The sequence below is a fragment of the Streptomyces sp. NPDC048483 genome (genome assembly GCF_040651455.1).
GTDB lineage: Bacteria > Actinomycetota > Actinomycetes > Streptomycetales > Streptomycetaceae > Streptomyces.
Window position 1 is genome coordinate 46,228 of record NZ_JBEZJZ010000034.1, and the last position, 18,038, is coordinate 64,265.

At 71.4% G+C, this 18,038-nt stretch carries 21 protein-coding genes; 20 read left to right on the forward strand and 1 reads right to left on the reverse strand.

The annotated features are described in order from the left end of the window. Positions 1-58 precede the first annotated feature (58 nt). Both AB0D04_RS19400 and AB0D04_RS19405 read left to right on the forward strand, forming a co-directional pair. Complete coding sequence (locus tag AB0D04_RS19400) at positions 59-814, forward strand: SDR family oxidoreductase (RefSeq protein WP_362704559.1); 756 nt, start codon at positions 59-61, stop codon at positions 812-814. 152 nt (positions 815-966) lie between these two features. Continuing rightward, positions 967-1,926: a LysR family transcriptional regulator gene (locus tag AB0D04_RS19405; protein ID WP_362704562.1), complete on the forward strand. Its 960-nt coding sequence runs from the start codon at positions 967-969 to the stop codon at positions 1,924-1,926. Between the two features lie 514 nt (positions 1,927-2,440). On the opposite strand, the gene AB0D04_RS19410 is transcribed toward AB0D04_RS19405, so the two are convergent. Next, a complete protein-coding gene (locus AB0D04_RS19410) occupies positions 2,441-3,052 on the reverse strand; it encodes a TetR/AcrR family transcriptional regulator (protein ID WP_362704565.1) in 612 nt (203 codons plus the stop codon). Positions 3,053-3,755: 703 nt separating this feature from the next. On the opposite strand from AB0D04_RS19410, the gene AB0D04_RS19415 reads away from it, so the two are divergent. From AB0D04_RS19415 to fabG, 18 genes are all read left to right on the forward strand, one after another. After that, on the forward strand, positions 3,756-4,622 hold the full coding sequence (locus tag AB0D04_RS19415) for a LuxR family transcriptional regulator (RefSeq protein WP_362704566.1): 867 nt from the start codon (positions 3,756-3,758) through the stop codon (positions 4,620-4,622). A gap of 235 nt (positions 4,623-4,857) precedes the next feature. Next, positions 4,858-6,027 carry a DNA-binding response regulator gene (locus tag AB0D04_RS19420; protein ID WP_362704568.1) on the forward strand — a complete coding sequence of 390 codons (1,170 nt, stop codon included), beginning with the start codon at positions 4,858-4,860 and terminating at the stop codon, positions 6,025-6,027. A 153-nt stretch (positions 6,028-6,180) separates the two neighbouring features. After that, positions 6,181-7,131, forward strand: a complete 951-nt coding sequence (locus AB0D04_RS19425; protein ID WP_362704571.1) for an ACP S-malonyltransferase — start codon at positions 6,181-6,183, stop codon at positions 7,129-7,131. Continuing rightward, entirely contained in the window at positions 7,128-7,877 is a 750-nt protein-coding gene (locus tag AB0D04_RS19430; RefSeq protein ID WP_362704574.1) for an alpha/beta fold hydrolase, read from the forward strand. The genes AB0D04_RS19425 and AB0D04_RS19430 overlap by 4 nt, the downstream gene beginning before the upstream one ends. A 177-nt stretch (positions 7,878-8,054) precedes the next feature. After that, positions 8,055-8,309 (forward strand): acyl carrier protein, encoded by a 255-nt coding sequence (locus AB0D04_RS19435; RefSeq protein WP_362704577.1) that lies wholly within the window; start codon positions 8,055-8,057, stop codon positions 8,307-8,309. 61 nt (positions 8,310-8,370) lie between these two features. After that, positions 8,371-9,642 carry a beta-ketoacyl-[acyl-carrier-protein] synthase family protein gene (locus tag AB0D04_RS19440; protein WP_362704580.1) on the forward strand — a complete coding sequence of 424 codons (1,272 nt, stop codon included), beginning with the start codon at positions 8,371-8,373 and terminating at the stop codon, positions 9,640-9,642. Then, complete coding sequence (locus AB0D04_RS19445; RefSeq protein ID WP_362704582.1) at positions 9,636-10,784, forward strand: beta-ketoacyl synthase N-terminal-like domain-containing protein; 1,149 nt, start codon at positions 9,636-9,638, stop codon at positions 10,782-10,784. Before AB0D04_RS19440 ends, AB0D04_RS19445 begins: the two co-directional genes overlap by 7 nt. Continuing rightward, positions 10,781-11,737, forward strand: a complete 957-nt coding sequence (locus AB0D04_RS19450; protein WP_362704585.1) for a beta-ketoacyl synthase N-terminal-like domain-containing protein — start codon at positions 10,781-10,783, stop codon at positions 11,735-11,737. Before AB0D04_RS19445 ends, AB0D04_RS19450 begins: the two co-directional genes overlap by 4 nt. Further along, positions 11,737-12,609, forward strand: a complete 873-nt coding sequence (locus AB0D04_RS19455) for an alpha/beta hydrolase (protein WP_362704588.1) — start codon at positions 11,737-11,739, stop codon at positions 12,607-12,609. The genes AB0D04_RS19450 and AB0D04_RS19455 overlap by 1 nt, the downstream gene beginning before the upstream one ends. Continuing rightward, a complete protein-coding gene (locus tag AB0D04_RS19460) occupies positions 12,606-13,631 on the forward strand; it encodes a hypothetical protein (protein ID WP_362704591.1) in 1,026 nt (341 codons plus the stop codon). Before AB0D04_RS19455 ends, AB0D04_RS19460 begins: the two co-directional genes overlap by 4 nt. After that, positions 13,628-13,984 (forward strand): hypothetical protein, encoded by a 357-nt coding sequence (locus AB0D04_RS19465; protein WP_362704594.1) that lies wholly within the window; start codon positions 13,628-13,630, stop codon positions 13,982-13,984. The genes AB0D04_RS19460 and AB0D04_RS19465 overlap by 4 nt, the downstream gene beginning before the upstream one ends. 1 nt (position 13,985) lies before the next feature. Then, on the forward strand, positions 13,986-14,393 hold the full coding sequence (locus AB0D04_RS19470; protein ID WP_362704596.1) for a hypothetical protein: 408 nt from the start codon (positions 13,986-13,988) through the stop codon (positions 14,391-14,393). Next, complete coding sequence (locus AB0D04_RS19475) at positions 14,393-14,800, forward strand: hypothetical protein (protein WP_362704599.1); 408 nt, start codon at positions 14,393-14,395, stop codon at positions 14,798-14,800. The genes AB0D04_RS19470 and AB0D04_RS19475 overlap by 1 nt, the downstream gene beginning before the upstream one ends. Beyond that, positions 14,797-15,909, forward strand: a complete 1,113-nt coding sequence (locus tag AB0D04_RS19480; protein ID WP_362704602.1) for a beta-ketoacyl synthase N-terminal-like domain-containing protein — start codon at positions 14,797-14,799, stop codon at positions 15,907-15,909. The genes AB0D04_RS19475 and AB0D04_RS19480 overlap by 4 nt, the downstream gene beginning before the upstream one ends. Positions 15,910-15,969: 60 nt before the next feature. Further along, the gene (locus AB0D04_RS19485) at positions 15,970-16,227 is read left to right on the forward strand and encodes an acyl carrier protein (RefSeq protein WP_362704604.1); all 258 of its coding nucleotides are present in this window, start codon (positions 15,970-15,972) and stop codon (positions 16,225-16,227) included. Beyond that, a complete protein-coding gene (locus tag AB0D04_RS19490; protein ID WP_362704607.1) occupies positions 16,227-16,706 on the forward strand; it encodes a hypothetical protein in 480 nt (159 codons plus the stop codon). The genes AB0D04_RS19485 and AB0D04_RS19490 overlap by 1 nt, the downstream gene beginning before the upstream one ends. Then, entirely contained in the window at positions 16,703-17,182 is a 480-nt protein-coding gene (locus tag AB0D04_RS19495) for a beta-hydroxyacyl-ACP dehydratase (RefSeq protein ID WP_362704609.1), read from the forward strand. Before AB0D04_RS19490 ends, AB0D04_RS19495 begins: the two co-directional genes overlap by 4 nt. Positions 17,183-17,216: 34 nt before the next feature. Beyond that, on the forward strand, positions 17,217-18,002 hold the full coding sequence (fabG, locus tag AB0D04_RS19500) for a 3-oxoacyl-[acyl-carrier-protein] reductase (protein WP_362704611.1): 786 nt from the start codon (positions 17,217-17,219) through the stop codon (positions 18,000-18,002). The last annotated feature ends 36 nt before the right edge of the window (positions 18,003-18,038 follow it).

Below are 18,038 nucleotides of genomic sequence, written 5' to 3' on the forward strand. Positions count from 1 at the left end.
CGCCGTCGGGCCCATGAATCAGTGACCTTCACCAGCGCAGAATGAGAAAGGTTCACCAATGAGCAGCGGTACCGCGGGAATCGTCCTGATAACGGGAGCCAACAAGGGGATCGGGCTGGAGACGGCGCGTCAGCTGGGCGAGCGCGGCCTGACCGTGCTCGTCGGCTCGCGGGACGCCGGCCGGGGCCGGGTCGCCGTCGAGGAGTTGCAGGGCGAGGGCGCCGACGCCCGGTTCGTCCAGCTCGATGTGACGGACGAGCAGAGCATCGTGCGGGCGGCCAAGTGGATCGAGAGCGAGTTCGGACACCTCGACGTCCTGATCAACAATGCCGGCATCTGGGTGGAGGGCATGACTCCGCCGGAGCAGGTCGATGTGCGCCGGCTGCGCGAGACCTACGAGGTCAATGTGTTCGGCGTGGTCGCGACGACCCATGCGCTGCTGCCGCTGATCCGCAGGTCCGCATCGCCCCGTATCGTCAACGTCTCCACCGAGCTGTCGTCGCTCACCCTGACCGCCGACCCGTCGCACCACGTGTCGACGATGCGGCTGCTGGCGTACAACTCCTCGAAGGCGGCGCTCAACTCCCTCACCCTCATGTACGCCAACGCGCTCAAGGAGAGCGGGATCCTGGTGAACGCGGCCTATCCCGGGTTCATCGCCACCGACCTCAACGGGCACCGTGGCTTCCAGAGCGTCGAGGACGGGGCGCGCGTCCTGGTGCACCTGGCGACGCTGCCCGCGGACGGCCCGACGGGGCAGTTCCTGGAAGCCGCCGAGGGAGAGCCCGGGGCCGTGTCCGTCGTGCCGTGGTGACCCGGCAGCGGAGAACCGTGACCCGATGACCGCCAACGTGCCGACAGTGAACCCGTGGGTCCGGCCGGGGGGCGTCGGCACGTTCACGGTTACGCACCACCGTTCCCTGCTTGTTGCCGTGGGGCACGGCGGGAGTCACTTACCATCCGGCCATGGATTCCTTCGACTTGAGGGAGCTGCGCTATTTCGTGGCCGTGGCCGAGGAACTCAACTTCAGCCGCGCCGCCCAGCGTCTGGGGATGGCGCAGCCCCCGTTGTCCCGTGCCATCCGGCAACTGGAGCGGAAGCTGGGGGTCGAGCTGCTGATCCGGAACACCCACAGTGCCGAACTGACCGACTCCGGCAGGGTGTTGCTGGAACAGGGGTCCCTCGTCCTGGACGCCGCGGCTGCCGCCGACCGCCTCACCCGCCGGGCCGCCGTACGCGAGCAGAAGCTGCTGGTCGCGCTCACCCCCGACGCGGACGGGGGCCTGCTCAAGCGGATTCTGGACCTCTACCACGCCGACTCCGTCGTGCCGGCAGAGGTGCGGGTGACCGGCTGGGGCGCCCCGGAACAGATGGTGCGCGACGGCCGGGCCGACGTGGCGATCGTCCGCACCCCGACCAGGCGTTCCGGTCTCCACCTGGAGCCGCTGCTGGCCGAGCCGCGGCTCGCCGTGCTCGCGGAGGGACACCCGCTGGCGGACAAAGACCGGCTGACCCGCGCGGACCTCGCGGCGGAGGTCTTCCCCGAATGGGAGGGGGCCGACGACTTCGCCCGCGCCTACTGGTCGGGCAAGGACGCGGAGGCCTACGAGTGGGACCCGGAACACCCTCTGCCGGGGCCGGCCGGGGCGCCGGCCCCGGGCCGGGCCAGGACCTCGCCCGTCATCAGCGATCTGCACCAGCTGTTCACGGTCGTGGCGTTCGGCCAGGCGGTCGCGCTGCTGCCGCAGTCCATCGTGGCCGACCGTGCGCCCGGTGACGTGGTGGCCAGGCCGGTCGACGGGCTCAGCGCGAGCACCGTCTCGGTGGCCTGGCTGGAGGCGTCCACGTCGAAGACGGTCGCCGCATTCCTGAAGGCCGCCATGAAGGTGGCGGAAGACGGGAAGGGCACGGGTCCCGAGGAATAGGAAGGGGCTACAGCGCAAGGGCGTGAGGGGAGTTCTCCCTGGTCCGTGGTGTTCTCCGTTGCCCTGTGCCCTGGTGTTCTCGCCGTGCCGGGCGAGGTCGCCCTCGGCACCGTGGCCGGTCAGGTGGGCACTGGGTTCGCCCCCGTCGTCGTAGGAGACCTTGACCTTGTCGCCGGAGCCCAGGGTGTAGGTGATCGTGCCCTGGCCGACGGTCTTGTGGGTGACCTTCAGGGCCGAAGCGGCCGACTTGCCGTGCTTGCTCTGCACGGTCGATACGGTCGATACGGTCGATACGGACGAGGCGGTGGCGGAGATGTGGTTCGGTGCCGGGCTCTCGGCGAAGGGTGGGTGGTGGAGCTCGTCGACGGCCTGCTGCAGGATCTCGCTCGCCGTCCGGGCGCCGAGCGCGTGGCCTTGCCCGCAGCGGCGAGCCGTTCGGTGACGTTGAGTTCGAGCCCACCGAGCCGGCGGTGGACCTTGCACACGGGGCCTGCTCGTAAAGGAGCCGCTGTGTTCACCCGGTCGCCGGTGTTGATGGTGATGGCACGCCGAGCAATGCGGCGGCGCACTCCTCGGCGAGGTCTTCGGCATGTGCGGGGACGGGGTGGCCGGCCCACACATGGAGTCGGACGACCGAGAGAGGTAAGACGATCACGGCCAGTTCGACGCGTTCGGCGGCCCGCGGGCCGTCGGCGCCGAGCCCTGCGGCCAGAACGCTGAGGGTGGCACGTACCCGCTTGTTGCCGCGGTGCGCGCGGCGGATGTGTTCCTCGGACCAGTTGGCCTGCCCGAAGTCCTCGGCGCGATACAGCAGGAGTGAAGCTTCCTGGGGGTGGGCGCGGCTCCAAGCAACGACGTGGCGCGCTGCCGCGCAGACCGCTCGCAACGGGTCGGTGGGTGCTTCCAGCACCTCTGAGCAGCCCTCCTGAAAGCGCTCCACCGTGCGCAGCCACACCTCGGCCAGAAGCGCGGTGCGCCCCGAGAAGCGGTGGTATACCGAGCCGCTGGGGGCGCCGACGTCGCCTGCGACCGCGGACATCGTCACCCCGGTGGGGCCAGTTGAGGCGGCCAGCCGCACGGCGGCGTCGAGGAGCCGGTCTCTGTCGAAACGAGGTGGCCTGACCATGAGGTGGAAGGTAACTCCCGTCATAGAGGTGGGTCTCAGCGTCGCCGACGCCCCTGGGCGGCGCCGGCCGACGGCCGCAGCCGCGTGTCCGCCCCCCCATCCTCCCCATCGGCCCTGCTCTCCCGGCCGATGAGCCCACAGACTCCGGATCGCGAGCAATCGGCTCGGGAGCCGGGGGATCGGCATGTTCGGAGCCCTGGCGACCCTGGAGGGTAGCCGGTCCGGAGGCGCTGCACGGAGGGGGTGGCAGCAAGCGGCCAGCGGGTCCGCGTGCTGATCACCTACTGCCGCATCGGTTTCGCGGTGCGTGGCGCGACGGTCCGAAAAGGGTACGCGAGATTGGCGCACAGCGCCTGCCCCTGCAGCAAGCTGACAAGCTGTGGTATTTGTGTGACGCGCGCCGCACCATTAATCGAAATCACCTGCAGTTCCGGAAAGTCGGATTCCGGTGTGTACGTTGACGGCTTCGGGCCAGCGAACTACTGTCGATGTCCGAGTAGTCCGGATGTGCCGGTACTTGTTGGCGACGGATGACTTTGCGAACTCCGCCGTTGGATGAATTCTTAACGGTCGGTGTGCAAACTCGGGGGATTTCGCTTTCGGTGGGTGCACCGGAGCGCTAGAAGAGCTCTTGGGTGGCCATTTTCTGTGCCGGCCACCCATGTGTGGCTACGGCAGGCTGATGGATTATCCGGGGGGAATCATGGCTGACCTGCTGACGGAGGCCGAGCGCATACCAGTCGCCGCCGCAGAACCGGCGTGTGGCGCGCCGGGGGCGGACGGGGCAGAGCTCGTATCGGGGCCGGTGAACGTGTACGGGGAGGCCGGGCCGGGGCGCGACGAGGTGGAGCTGGCGCTGATGCAGGCCCGCCGTGTCATCGAGTCCACCATCTCCATCCACCGCAGTCGGCCGGGCAACGGATTGCTGATCGTGATGGGCAGCCACGAGTCGGCGGTGACCGCCGTCGAACGTCTGGTGCGCTGCGCCCGGCACAGTGTCAGCATCGCCCTCTCCGGCGACGCCGAGCAGCACGGGGAGGTCATCGAGGCCCTGCTGGCTGCCCTGACGTCGGCCGCGCAGCTGGGCGTGGCCGTACGGCTTCTGGTCCACGAGGGCCTGCTGAGCGCGAGCGCGATCGCCGACCTCGGGCGGCCTGGATCGGGGTGCGAAGTGAGGGTGGCAAAGGGCGAGTTGCATCCCACCTTCATCGTGGACGGCCGGATCTCCCTGGTGCGCCCCGTGGTTTCACCGTCCTGTCAACAGGTCGCGATCGTCAAGGACCCCGCCGCGGTCCGCGCCATCGACCTGCTTTTCGCCGGTGCGTGGGGCAACGCGGTGCGGCTGGTCGAGTATCTGCGGCTGCACGAACGCCTGCGCACGGACCTCGCCCAGCATGTGCTGCGGCAGTTGTGCGAGGGGTGTACGGATCTGGTGGCCGCGCGTGAGAGCAAGGTCTCCCTGCGCACCTACCGCCGCCGCGTTGCGGAGATCATGCAGCTGCTCGGCGCGAGTTCGCGGTACCAGGCGGGCGTACGAGTGGTCGAGCTGGGGCTGTTGCCGACGCGCTGACGTGGCAGCCGTGGGCGCCTGTGGCCGGCGGTTTGAGCGAAAACGCTGAGGTGTCCACGGGGGGCCGGGCGTTGCGCTCGGCAGAGGCGATGGTCGGGCCTTTCACCGGCGTCTCCGACGGCACCTCTCGGGCCCTGTCACGCCCCCAGGCCATCCCTTCGACAGAAACAGTCATGCCGGGCCGTAGACCAGCGGCCCTCTTCCAGGTCCGCAAAGAACATAACGGGGGATTAGGTTGAAGGACCGATTACTGCCGAGACAACGGACGGGCCCGGCCGATGACGGTGTATTCGACGACGGGCCGTCCGCCGGTGGCTCAGCACCGGGAAACGGCGAGGTATCCGGGGGAATCGACGAACGCCCGGGGCAAGGCTTCCCTGCCGGGGGCGGCGTCAGCAGCGGCCCCGCTGCGGAGGGACCGGCTGCCACCGGTGAACGGGGCGATCTGAGCGAACTGGAGGAGCTGAGCGACGACCTCGAACAGGCGCTGCTCCAGGCCCGCACGTTGATCGAGAGCACCGTGCTCAAACACCGCGACCGGTCTTCCCGTCGTTGCCTGGTCAGCCAGGTGCCCGCGGACGACGCGGCGATCTCGACCGCGGTCGGAGAGCTGATCGCCCAGGCCACGACGAGCGTCGATGTCGTGTTCGCCATCGCCCCGGAGGCGACGACGCCCCTCCAGACCGCCATCGCCACCCTGCCGGCGGACACCGGCCGAGGGATCCGCGTCCGGGTGCTCTGCAACCAGGCCGCACTCGACTCCGGCGTGCTGCCCTGGCCGTCGCACGCGGGCGACCAGGGTCGGGACCGCGACCGGCGGACCCTGAAGGACCGCACCCCCAAGAACTGGGCAGCACGGGACCACAGCCAGGACCACCGTGACGCGGGGGACAGCGGCCAGGGCGATCCGTACGACCAGGCGCAGGGCAGCCAGGCGCGCGACAAGCAGACGCAGGATGACCTGGTCCAGGTGCGGATCGCCAGGATCCCGATGCTGTCGGCGGTCGTCGTCGACGGCACCACCGCACTGGCCTGCGCTGAATCCGCCGCCGGCCGGCGCGCCTCGGTGATCCGGGCGCCCGCCGTGATCCGTACGCTGCAGACCTTCTTCGACGATGTGTGGCACCACGCCGTGGTGGCCGCCGAGCGGATCAGCTTCGGCGACCGGGCTCGGACGGAGATCACCAGACAGGTCCTGGAGAAGCTGCGGGCAGGGGTGACCGACGAGGTGGCGGCGCGCGATCTGGCCGTGTCCGTACGGACGTACCGGCGTTACGTCGCCGAGATCATGACGCTGCTCGGCGCGAGCTCACGTTTCCAGGCCGGGGTGCGGGCGGCGGAGCTGGGCCTGTCGGGCGCGCGGGCACCGCGCGGCGCGCCGCCGTCTGCCCGAAGCGTTCCCTGACGGCATCCGCGCCCCGTGCGCCCTGTGTCCCTTCGCGGTGCGCCCCTGCGCCCCTGCGCCCCTGGCCACCGTCCTGCACGACTCGAACCCCAACCGGACGACCCGCGAACGCAGGTCGTCGAAACAGCGCATCCTCATGCGGAAGGTGAATCCATGAGTCTCGAACCGCTCGGCCTGCTCTTTCCCGGCCAGGGAACACAACGTCAGGCCATGGGTGAGCCCTGGCGTGCTGTCGAGTCCTGGTCGCTGGTCGACGACCTGTCCGAATGGACCGGGGAGGACGTGGCCGATCTGCTGCTGCACGCCGACAACGAGGCGTTGCGCCGCACCGATCTGGCCCAGATCGCGGTCTTTGCGGTGGCGATGATGGCCCATCGGGAGGCCGAACGGCGCGGTGAGCTGACCGGCGTCGTGGCGTGCGCCGGGCACAGCCTCGGCGAGTACGCGGCGCTGGTCGCGGCCGCGGCGCTGACCGTGCGCGACGCCGCCGTGCTGGTCGCCGCCCGCGGGCGGGCGATGCGCGAAGCGGCACAGCTGCGCGAGGGCACCATGGGCGTCCTGGTCGGGGCCGCACTGCCGCAGGTCGAGGCGGCCGTACGGGAGCTGACCGAAACGGCGGCCGCCGGGAGCGGCGAGGGCGAGCTGTGGGTGGCCAACGTCAATGCGCCCGGCCAGGTGGTGCTCTCCGGTGCGCCCGAGGCCATCGACCGCGCCGCCGAGCACGCCCCGGGCATCGGCGCCAAGCTGATCCGGGTGCCGGTGGGCGGCGCCTTCCACAGCCCGTTCATGCAACCCGCCGCGGCGCAGCTGGCCAAGGCGCTGGAGGACGTGGCGTTCGCGCCCGGCCATCTGCCGGTGGTCGCCAACGTCGACGCCGCACCACACGACACCGGCGCCGACTGGCCGGAGCTGGCGACCCGTCAGCTGACCTCGGCCGTCCGCTGGGAGGAGTCCGTACGCACCCTCGGCGAGCGGTTCGGCTGCCGCCGCTTCCTGGAGGTCGGGCCCGGCACCACCCTGGCGGGGATGGTCCGCCGCATCCTGCCCGGTGCCGAGGTCGCGACGGTCGCACCCACCGCCGTGGGCCAGGGTGCCGGTGCATGACCGTCCAGAGCGCCGACACCCTGTGGTTCCGCCGCTACCCCGCCACCGGTGTGCCCCGAAGACGCCTGGTCGTCCTGCCGCACGCGGGCGGCAACGCGGCCTTCTACCACGCGTGGGGGACCGCCTTCGACCCCAAAACCGAGGTCCTGGTGGCCCGCTACCCGGGCCGTCAGGAGCGGATCGCCGAGCCCTGCGTCCCGTCCATGGGCGAGCTCGCCGACCGGCTCACCGGGGCGCTGCTCCCGCTGGCGGCGCAGCTGCCACTGGTGTTGTTCGGGCACAGCATGGGGGCCTCGCTGGCGTATGAGACGGTCCTGCGGCTGGAGAATCTGCATCAGGTGCGGCCGGCCGGGCTGGCCGTCTCGGCAAGACCCGCGCCGCACCGCGTCGCGCCCAAGTCCGCGTATCTCGGCGGGGACCGGGCGCTGATCGAGGAGGTGCGGCGGCTGGGTGGCACCGACGCGGCCCTGCTCGAGGATCCCGATCTGGCCGAGCTGCTGCTGCCGGCCATCCGGGCGGACTTCCGGATCGTCGGTACGTACGGACCACGGCCGGCGACACCGGTGCGCTGTCCCGTGGTGGCCTTCACCGGTGACCGGGACACGGCCCTGGAGCACGACGATGTGGCCGCCTGGGGCGAGGTGGCCCCGGCGGGATTCGCGCTGAAAGTGCTGCCTGGCGGGCATTTCTATCTCGTCGAGCAGCAGCCGGCCGTGGTCGCCGAAATCCAGGCGCGGTGGTGTTGAGCGGTTCCCGGAATTGCGGTTTAGCAGCTTGTTGCAGCCCACCTTGTCCGGCCGCTTGCCCTATCGCTAGAAAAGGACGCACGCAGTTCTCTGCTCTGGACAGAGGAAAGAACTTCTCAGCGTGCCCTTGCGAACGCGAGGAAATTCCGCCGACGGAAATCCCGAAGGGTGTAAAGAGTGACTGTGGTGCAGCGCGACGAGCGCATCGAGACGATCAAAGAAATCGTCTGCGACATTCTGGAGATCGAGGAGGAGGAGGTCTCTGAGACCAGCCTCTTCAAGGAGAAGCACGGCGCCGACTCGCTGCGCGCCATCGAGATACTCGCCGCGCTGGAGAAGGAGTTCGGCACGGTGATCAACCAGTCCGAGCTGCCGCGCATGGTCAACCTCGCCGGCGTCTACGAGGTCGTCGCGGAGTCGGCCGGCTGGTAACCCGGCCGCCGTCCGCCCGGACGGCTTGGCCCGGTCCGTCACGGTGGAGTGAGAGGCAGACATGTCGGCAGCAGTACACGGCGCAGACACGGGGGAGCCGGGAGGCCACCGCGTGGTCCTCACCGGACTCGGTGTGGTCTCCAGTATTGGCCTGGGGGCGCAGCAGTTCGACCGGAGTCTGCGCGAAGGACGCAGCGGGGCTCGGCCCATCTCGGTGTTCGACACGGAAGGGTTCGCCCACGCCAACGGGTGCGAGGTCACCGACTTCGACCCGCGGCAGTGGATCCGCACCCTGGACACCGAACAGCTGGGCCGGGCCTCGCTGTTCTCGACCGCCGCGGCTCGTATGGCGCTGGAGGACTCCGGTCTCGGCCTCGACGAGCTGCGCGAAAGCCGCGGTCTGATCTCCATCGGCACCACCGACGGCGAGTCCTACGACCTGGACCAGCTGGTGCAGGCCGAACTCGCCCACGGGCCGGGCCACTTCGAGCCGACCGTCGCCCGGCGTATCCCCGCCGGGCGGCTGTCGGTCGCCATCGCCCAGGAGCTGGGCCTGACGGACGTGGAGGCGGTCACCGTCCCCACCGCCTGCGCGGCCGGGAACTACGCCATCGGCTACGGCTATGACGCGGTCAGCTCCGGTGAGGCCGAATTCGCCTTCTGCGGCGGCGCGGACGCCATGTGCCGCAAGACGTTCGCCGGCTTCTACCGGCTGGGCACCATCGCCCCCGACCGCTGCCGGCCCTTCGACGCCGAGCGCAAGGGCATCCTCACCGGCGAGGGCGCCGGCGTCCTCGTCCTCGAGCGGCTGGAGTCCGCGCTCGCTCGCGGCGCCCGGATCTACGCCGAAGTGCTGGGCTACGGCCTCAACTGCGACGCCCACCACCAGGTGGCGCCCAACCAGGCCAGCGTCGCCCGCTGTATGGAACTGGCCCTGGAGAACGCCGGGGTCAAACGCGACCAGGTCGATCTGATCTCCGCGCACGGCACCGGCACCAAGGCCAACGACATCACCGAGGCCGGCGCGATCCGCCAGGTGTTCGGTGACCGGGCCCCGCGCACCGTGTCGATGAAGTCGATGCTCGGCCACAGCATGGGCGCGGCCAGCGCCCTGGCGGCCATCGGCTGCGCCCTGGCCATCTCGGGCGGCTTCATCCCGCCCACCATCAACCACCAAACCACCGACCCCGAGTGCGATGTGGACTGCGTGCCCAACCAGGCCGTCGAGGCCGACCTGAAGGTCGTCCAGAACAACGGCCTCGCCTTCGGCGGCAACAACGCCGCCGTGCTCCTGGGCCGCTATGACGCCGCGCAGGAGGCAGCAGCATGCTGAGCCGCTCCATCATCGGAATGGGGGCCGTGGCCAGCACCGGCACCGGCGTCGACGAACTCTTCGAGAGCCTGTGCCGGGGCCGCACCGGGCATGCCCCACTGCGCGGCTTCGACCGCACCCGCTTCCGGGCGCAGTACGCCTACGAGGTCGACGACCGCCCTGCCGAGGGCGAGGACCGGCCCGCGCGCGCCACCGCCCTGCTCGCCGACGCCATCGCCCAGGCACTGGCCGACGCCGGGCTCGGCGAGGACCTGACCGGGGTGCCGGTGCTGATCGGCACCGGACTGCGCGAGCTGCGTTCCGTCGAACTGTGGTGGCGCGAGCAGGCCTCACTCGCCGACACCGGACTGCACTTCGGCACCGCACTGCGCGAACGGTTCGGCGCCGACCAGACGTACACCTTCTCCAACGCCTGCTCCGCGTCCCTCTACGCGCTGGCCCTCGGCTCCGATCTGCTGGCGCAGGAGGACGTCGACACCGTCGTCATCGCGGGCGTGGATGTGCTCACCGAGAGCATGTACGGGCTGCTGGAGCGGGTCCACCCCGCCCCGCCGGACCGGGTACGGCCCTTCGACCGCAACCGCACCGGCGTGCTGATGGGCGACGGGGCGGCCGCCATCGTGCTGTGCCGCGAGGGCGCCGCCGCCGCGGCGGGCCGGCCGGTGCATGGCCGGCTGCGCGGTGCGGCTGTCAACTGCGATGCGTACCACGTCACCGCGCCCTCGCCGGCCGGTATCGCCGATGCCATGCGCGAGGCCCACCGCCTCGCTGGGATCAAGGCCGCGGACGTGGACCTGGTGATGCTGCACGGCACCGGCACGCTCCTCAACGACGAGGCGGAGGCCACCGCGCTGGCCGAGGTGCTCGGCGACGACGCCGGGCGCCCGCTGATGACCGCGGTCAAGTCGATGACCGGCCACACCTCGGGCGCCTCCGGGCTGCTCAATCTGATCGTGGGGCTCAAGGCCCTGAAGGAGGGGCGGGTGCCGCCGACCGTGGGCCTGGACGATCCGGTGGACGAGGCCGCCGACTTCCGCTTCGTCACCGGAGCGCCGGCGCAGGCCGAGCCGACCGTCGTCCAGCTGAACGCCTTCGGCTTCGGCGGGATCAACGCCGTGGCGATCGTGGAGGCCGCCCGATGAGCACCGTGCAGATCACCGTCACCGGCGCCGCCGTACTGCTGCCGGGCATCGACAGCGTCACCGCCCTGGCCGCGGGCGCGCCCACCGGTGGCGAGCCTGTCGAGCCGGCCGTGCTGATCGGCCGCAAGGGCCTGCGCTACAAGGACCGTGCCACCCAGCTCGGTTACTGCCTGGCCGAGGCCGCCCTGCGCGATGCCGGGCTGCACGGCGAGGCGGGCGTCGCCGTACCGGACGAGAGCATCGGCACCGTCGCCAGCTCCAACTACGGCAACCTCGACACGGTCGCCCGGGCCCTGGACACCCTGCGCGCGGAGACCGTCACCGGCACCAGCCCGATGGACCTGCCCAACGCTTCCAGCAACGTCATCGCCTCGTCCGTCGCCATCCGCTACGGGCTGCGCGGCCCCAACCTGATGGTGTGCAACGGCGCGACCTCCGGTCTGGACGCCCTGCACTGGGGCGCCACGATGATCGCCGCCGGGCGCGTCGAACGTGTCCTGGTCCTGGGCGTGGAGCCGGACAACGACGTGGTGCGCCGGCTGCTCGGCGGCGAGCGCGCGGTGGACGGCGGCGCGGCCGTCGTCCTGGAGAGCGCGGCCGCCGCCCGCGAACGCGGCGCCACCGTACGCGCCGTCCTCGGCCGCTACACCCGCACCGGCGCCCTCGGCGCCGTCCTGGACCGGCTGGCCGGCTCCGCCCCTGAGGGGCCGGTCCGCTGGCAGCTGCCCGACGCCGGCGGTGCGACGCCGGCGTCGGACCTGCTGCCTGGTGTGGAACGATCCGCGCTGCCCCCGGCGAGCGGCCGGGCCTCCGGTGCGCTCGGCGTGCTCCAGTGCGCGGCGGCCGTCGGCTTCTTCGACGGCGGCGGCCGCGGCGCGGTGTATGCGACGGCCGGCGGCGACACCGACGACGCCGGGGCCGGGCTGGTCCTGCTGGCCCCCGGGACGCCGTGATGCGCACTGCCGAAGACCGGCGGCCGGTCTCCGTCCGCCGCCGTACCCGGGCGGCCGGCGCCGGTCCGCAGCGGATGCTGCTGATCCACGGCCTGGCCGCCAACGAGAGCCTGTGGGACACCTGTCTGGAGCGACTGCCCACACCGTACGAGGTGTGGAGCGCCCAGATGCCCTGGCGTGCCGAGGGGCCGGACGACTGGGGGCAGCACGCCGCGCTGACCGACTGGATGGACGCGGCGCTGCGCGGTGTGCCGGGCGGCGCCGAGGTCGTCGTGGCGCACTCGATGTCCGCCAATGTGCTCCTGGAACTGCTGGCCGGTGCCGACGCGGTGGCCGGTGCCGACGATCCGCTGCGGCGCTACGGCATCCGTGCGCTGGTCCTGGTCTCGCCCTTCTACCGGGGCACGGCCGAGGAGTTCGACTGGCCGACCATCACCCACTACCTCAATGACTTCCACCTGATCATGGAGGACGGCATCCGGGTCCACTCCCGGGGCCGCTTCCCCGCGGACCTCCAGCGCGCCATGGGCGAGCGGGTCCGCGACCGGGTGGGCCCGTACGGCTGGATCCGGTTCTTCGAGACCTATCTGCGCACCCCGCGGCTGCGCACGGACCGGATCACCGTGCCGTGCCTGGTGCTCGGCGGCGAGCGGGACTTCGCCGCACCCGCCCCCGAGGGCGCGGCCCTGGCGGCCCGCGTGCCCGGTGCGCGACTGCGGATCCTGTCCGGCACCGGGCACTTCCCGATGATCGAGGAGGCCGAACGCTTCGCCTCCGAGATCACGGACTTCCTCACCACTTCGACCCTCCCGGCGGACGGCGACCCCCAGCGCGGTCCCGGCGCCCTCGGCACTCTGGAGCTGCACCGATGACCGCTGTCACCGAAACCGCCGTCAAGGCGCTGGTGTCCACCCCGACCTCCGTAACGCTGCGCCCGCGCTACGAGGGCTCCAACATCTGCACCTGGATCGGCTTCAAGCACGTCAACTACCTCGTCGAGGAAGCCGTGCTGGAGCACTTCCGGCAGGCCGGGCTGTCGGCCCGCGGCCTGTACGAGACGTACGGCCTGGGCCTGGATATCGTCGACCTCGACACCCGCATCCTGCATGCGTTCCACATGGACGACGAGGCGCGCGCCGAGGTCGAGCCGCACACCAAGGACGGCGACGCCACCCTCGGCTTCAAGGTCACCGTGTTCGTCGACCGCGACGGCGAGACCCACAAGGCCGTCACCTCCAAGGTCCGGGTCTCCCTGCGCATCGACACCTATCTGGAGGCCGCGGGCGAGGTGCCCGCCGAGGTCGCGCCGTACACCGTCGAGCGGCTGGGCGCCGATCTCGCCGAGTCCCCCGACGTCATCCCGGCCGAGGTCAAGGCCGCGGTCGAGACGGCGCTGGCCGCCGACGACGCCACCGAGGGCGCCCGGGACAAGGTGCTGGCGGCCCTGACCGACGGGCAGAACGCCTTCGGCTGGAAGTGGCGGATCGGCTACCCCTACTGCCACTTCACCGAGCGCATCCAGATGTCGGGCTACCTGCGGCAGATGGAAGAGGCCAAGGACCTCTTCGTCGCCGACCGCGGCATCTCCATCAAGACCCTGCTCGACGACTACAAGTGGATCCCCGTCGTCCCGCACTCGAAGATCCGTATCGTCGACGAGGCGCTGATGGAGGAGGACCTCTACACCGTCTACACGGTCGAGGACGTCTTCAAGGACTTCACCTACACCTCCCGCATGGACTGCTATGTCGTCCGCGACGGCAAGCTGCTCCTGGTCGAGACCGGCAAGATCGTGCACGGCTACGCCGTCATCGAGAACCGCCGCGACTGGAGCCTGGTCACCTTCGACCAGCGGGTGCTGGACGCGCTGGGCGGCGAGGTGCGCCAGGCGTGATACCGGACCGGGGAGGAGCGGACGGCGCCAGGCCGCGGCTCCTGCTGATCGAGAGCCGGGGACGGCTCGCGGACGCCGAAGCGGGCCTGCGGCGCGACGCCGCGGCACAGGCCCGCGCCGGCTACTCCGTGCTGCTGTTCCTGATCGAGGACGGCGTCATGCTCACCCTTGCGGGCAGCGACGCCGCACTCGACGCCTTTCAGGAGGCGGGCGGCGAACTGGCCGCCGACCGCTTCTCCCTGGCCCAGCGCGGCCTGGCCGGCGCCAGGCTGCGCCCCGGACTGCGGGTGATGGAGGCGGACGGGCTGGCACAGCTGCTGCTGGACCCCGAGGTACAGGCGGTGTGGCACTGAGATGGCCCGGCACATCCCGCCCACCGACATCCTTCTCACGGTCATGGGCGAACCGCACTCGTCCGACCGCGTCACCAGCGTGCTCCGGATGACCCAGGCCCTCCTCGACCGCGGCGCGCGCGTCGCGGTGTGGACCTGCGGCTACGCCACCCTGCTCACCCAGCGCTCGCTCGGCGACGCCAAACCCCGCAACCTCGCCTCCTGGGACACCGACTACCCCTCCACCGCGGCGCTGGTGGCGGAGCTGCTCGACGCCCACCCGGACCGGCTGTACTGGTACGGCTGCCGCTTCTGCAGCGACGACCGCGGCGCCACCGACCATCTCCCGCAGGTCGTGCTGCGGCCCCCGGCCGGCTACGCCGCCAATGTCGCCGCGGCCCGCAAGACCCTCACCGTGGGGGTGATCTGATGTCCCATCAGGACGACGGCGGCAAGCGGACCCTGGCGATCGTCGAACGGGCCTACCGCGGCGCCCTGGAGAAGCAGTTCTTCGACGAGCTCTATCTCGCCGTCGAGCTGCACCGTCAGCTCGGCGGGCTCGACCTGCTGCTGCGCGGCCAGGCCGTCACCTACGCCGTACGGACCGAGCCGGTGCCCGCCCTGCGCATCGGCACCCGGACCCTGGACACGCTCAGCGACCCGCGTCGCGACCTGACCGTCCTCCTCGACGCCGGGGTGCGGGTCAGCGCCGAGGAATCGGCCCTGGCCGCCTATGCGCCGCACGGCCGCGACCGGCTGCTGCCGGGCGTGCAAACCGCCGCGGACGGCGAGTTGGCGCTTCGCTGGCCCGACTACCGAATGGTGTGCTTTCTGTGACCTCGACCCCTGTGATCCCCACCGCTACGGGCACCCGGCACCCGGTCATCACCGCCTGGTCCGCCGTCTCGCCCTTCGGCATCGGCAAGGACGCGTTCACCGAGGGGCTGCGCCGGCGGACGGCCACGGCCGGTGCCGTCGACCCCGCTCTGGGCGCCGTGCCCTCGGACACCGCCTGCACGGTGCCCGGCTTCGATGTGCGCGCCGTGCTCGGCCGCAAGGGCACCCGCTCCATGGACCGGGTGACCGGCCTGGCCGTCACCACCGTCGGCCGGCTGCTGGAGGCCGATGAGCGCAACCGGGCCGTGGGCACCGGCGAGCGGGCCGCCCTGGTGCTGGGCACCACCACCGGCAGCGCCCAGTCCATGATGGACTTCACCCGCGACTCGCTCACCGGCGAGAGGCCCTTCTTCGTCGACCCGGCGCGCTTCCCCAACACGGTGATGAACTGCGCGGCCGGCCAGAGCGCCATCTGGTACCGGCTCCAGGGCCCCAACGCCACCATCGCGGGCGGCCGTTCGGCCGGTCTGCACGCCCTCAACTACGCCCGCCGCCTGCTGGCCGCCGGGCGTGCGCAGACCGTGCTGTGCGGCGCGGCCGAGGAGTTCAGCCCGGCCCGCGCCTGGCTGGAGCGCCACAGCGGCGACGGCGGCCGCGCCCCCGAGCTGGGCGAGGGCTGCGCCATGCTGCTCGTCGAACCGGCCGGGGGCGAGGGACAGCCGGTCCTCGCCGACATCCTCGCCGTCGAGAGTGGCGTCAATCTGGACGGCCGGACCGAGGACACGCTGACGGCCTGTCTGCGCCGCGGACTGCGCCGCGCGGGTGTCACGCCCTCGGCGGTCGTCGCCGTCGCCCGCTCCGGCGCCCCCGGCGCCGAGGGCGAGGCCGAACGGGCTGCCGTGCAGGCGGTGTTCGCGGACGCGGATCCGGTCGATCTGGCGCCCGTCGAGCTGATCGGCGACACCGGCGCGGCCGCCGCCGCCTTCCAGACCGTCGCCCTGCTCGCCCACGCCGAGGAGCACCCCGCATCCGGCCCCGGCCGGGTGGGCGTGCTCACCTCCGTCGACCGCACGGGCTCGGTCGGCTGCGCGGTGCTCGGCCTGCGCTAGCCCACCACCACAGACCGCCCTCCCACCACGCACCACCGAAACAGAATGAGGAAGACGACCATGACGAGTGCACCCGCCGTACTGGAGAAGGAAGAGCTGCGCGCCACCGTGGCGGCGGCCCTGGACGCCGAGGTGTCCGACGTGACCGACACCGCCAGCTTCGTGGACGACCTGGAGGTCGACTCGCTGATGGCGCTGGAGGTCGTGGTGGTGCTGGAGAAGAAATACAGCGTCAAGCTCCAGGAGACCGACCTCAAGCGGATCGGCTGCCTCCAGGACGCCTACACCCTGCTCTCGGAGAGGCTCCGGGCGGCCTGATGACCGCGCCGACCACCGCTGTGGCACCGGGGCGGACGCCACCGGCCGTGCCGCGCGCCACCCCGCTCGCCGGATCCGTGACCGTGACCGCACGGCCCGACGCAGCCGACGGCACCGGGCTCACTGCCGCGACCGCCTTCACGGTCGCGGCGGACGAGCCCGTGCTGCCCGGCCACTACCCCGGCTTCCCGATCTTCCCCGGCATCTGCCTGGTGGAGTACGTGCACACCTCCGCCCTGGCCACCGTGCCGGGCGGGCCCGGCACCGGCCCGCAGCTCGCCGCGATCGAGTCGACGCGCTTCACCGGCGCCGTCTACCCCGGCGACGAACTGACCGCCGAACTGGCGTGGAAGCAGCAGCCGGACGGCTGGCAGTGCAAGGCCGTGGTGCGCTCCCCGCGCGGGGACGCCGCACGGGTCCGGTTGCGCTACCGCACCACCACCGCCCCGGCCGCCGGGGCAGAAGGGACGACGCCGTGAGCGCGGCACAGGCGGAGATCCGGCAGCGGCTGCCGCACCGCTACCCCATGCTCTTGGTGGACCGCGTCACCGCGGTGACGCCAGGCCGGAGCCTGACCGCGCTCAAGGCGGTGACCTGCAACGAGCCCTGGTATGCGGGGCTCGGCCCGGACACCCCCGAGGAGGGCTACGGCTGTCCGCAGACCGTCCTCGTCGAGTCCTGGTGCCAGGCCGCCGGCGTGCTGGCCACCTGGGACGACCCCAACCCCGATGTGCTGGACGGACAGGTGATGCTCTTCGGCGGCATGACCAAGGTCGTCTTCCACCGCACCGTGCTGCCCGGCGACGTGCTCGAACACCATGTCACGCTGTCCCGCTCCCTGGAGGACACCGTGATGTTCGAGGGTCACAGCCTGGTGAACGGCGAGCCCGTGATGACCGTGGACCGGATCGTCATGGCCTTCCGCCCCGCCGGCGTCCTGCGCCCCGCCGGCTGACGACCGCCACCGTGACGTACCACCGACGGAGAAGATGGACATGACCGACGACCCGCGGGGCACCACCCCCGCAGACGACGAACACAGCACGCGCGTGGCACTGGTCACCGGGGGCTCGCGGGGCATCGGCCGGGCGACCGTGCTGGCGCTGGCCCGCGACGGCTTCGACGTCGCCTTCTGCTACCGCTCGGACGACGAGGCAGCCCGGACCCTGGAGAAGGAGGCCGCACAGTACGGCGGCCGCGCCACCGGGGCCCGTGTCGACGTCGCCGACGCCGAGGCGGTGCGCACCTGGATCGGCGGCGTCGAGGAGGAGCTGGGCCCGCTGGATGCCGTGGTCACCGCCGCCGGCATCACCCGCGACAACCCGCTGGTGCTGATGGACGACCAGGAGTGGCACCAGGTCCTGGACACCAACCTCGACGGCGTCTACCACGTCTGCCGGGCCGCGGTGTTCGGCATGATGAAGCGCCGCACCGGCGCGATCGTCAACATCTCCTCCGTGGCGGGCGTCTACGGCCATGCCACCCAGACCAACTACTCCGCCTCCAAGGCGGGCATCATCGGCTTCTCCCGGGCGCTGGCCAAGGAAGTGGGCCGGTCGGGGATCCGGGTCAATGCGGTGGCGCCCGGCTTCATCGAGACGGACATGACGGCCGCCATGAACGACAAGGCCCGCAAGGACGCGATGAAGTCCATTCCGCTGCGCCGCATGGGCCGCGCCGACGAGGTCGCCGACCTGGTGGCCTATCTGGTCTCCGGTCCCGCCGCGTACATCACCGGATCGGTCCTGCAGATCGACGGCGGCATCACCATCTGATTACCCGTCACCCACTCGTCGTCACCCACCCGTCGT

Excerpts from the sequence above, each read along its gene's own strand:
- AB0D04_RS19425 (WP_362704571.1), top strand. The coding sequence starts at position 6,181 with ATGAGTCTCGAACCGCTCGGCCTGCTCTTTCCCGGCCAGGGAACACAA.
- fabG (WP_362704611.1), top strand. The coding sequence starts at position 17,217 with ATGGACATGACCGACGACCCGCGGGGCACCACCCCCGCAGACGACGAA.
- AB0D04_RS19445 (WP_362704582.1), top strand. The coding sequence starts at position 9,636 with ATGCTGAGCCGCTCCATCATCGGAATGGGGGCCGTGGCCAGCACCGGC.
- AB0D04_RS19415 (WP_362704566.1), top strand. The coding sequence starts at position 3,756 with ATGGCTGACCTGCTGACGGAGGCCGAGCGCATACCAGTCGCCGCCGCA.
- AB0D04_RS19490 (WP_362704607.1), top strand. The coding sequence starts at position 16,227 with ATGACCGCGCCGACCACCGCTGTGGCACCGGGGCGGACGCCACCGGCC.
- AB0D04_RS19485 (WP_362704604.1), top strand. The coding sequence starts at position 15,970 with ATGACGAGTGCACCCGCCGTACTGGAGAAGGAAGAGCTGCGCGCCACC.
- AB0D04_RS19410 (WP_362704565.1), bottom strand. The coding sequence starts at position 3,052 with ATGGTCAGGCCACCTCGTTTCGACAGAGACCGGCTCCTCGACGCCGCC.
- AB0D04_RS19455 (WP_362704588.1), top strand. The coding sequence starts at position 11,737 with ATGCGCACTGCCGAAGACCGGCGGCCGGTCTCCGTCCGCCGCCGTACC.
- AB0D04_RS19405 (WP_362704562.1), top strand. The coding sequence starts at position 967 with ATGGATTCCTTCGACTTGAGGGAGCTGCGCTATTTCGTGGCCGTGGCC.
- AB0D04_RS19460 (WP_362704591.1), top strand. The coding sequence starts at position 12,606 with ATGACCGCTGTCACCGAAACCGCCGTCAAGGCGCTGGTGTCCACCCCG.
- AB0D04_RS19430 (WP_362704574.1), top strand. The coding sequence starts at position 7,128 with ATGACCGTCCAGAGCGCCGACACCCTGTGGTTCCGCCGCTACCCCGCC.
- AB0D04_RS19470 (WP_362704596.1), top strand. The coding sequence starts at position 13,986 with ATGGCCCGGCACATCCCGCCCACCGACATCCTTCTCACGGTCATGGGC.
- AB0D04_RS19450 (WP_362704585.1), top strand. The coding sequence starts at position 10,781 with ATGAGCACCGTGCAGATCACCGTCACCGGCGCCGCCGTACTGCTGCCG.
- AB0D04_RS19400 (WP_362704559.1), top strand. The coding sequence starts at position 59 with ATGAGCAGCGGTACCGCGGGAATCGTCCTGATAACGGGAGCCAACAAG.
- AB0D04_RS19440 (WP_362704580.1), top strand. The coding sequence starts at position 8,371 with ATGTCGGCAGCAGTACACGGCGCAGACACGGGGGAGCCGGGAGGCCAC.
- AB0D04_RS19475 (WP_362704599.1), top strand. The coding sequence starts at position 14,393 with ATGTCCCATCAGGACGACGGCGGCAAGCGGACCCTGGCGATCGTCGAA.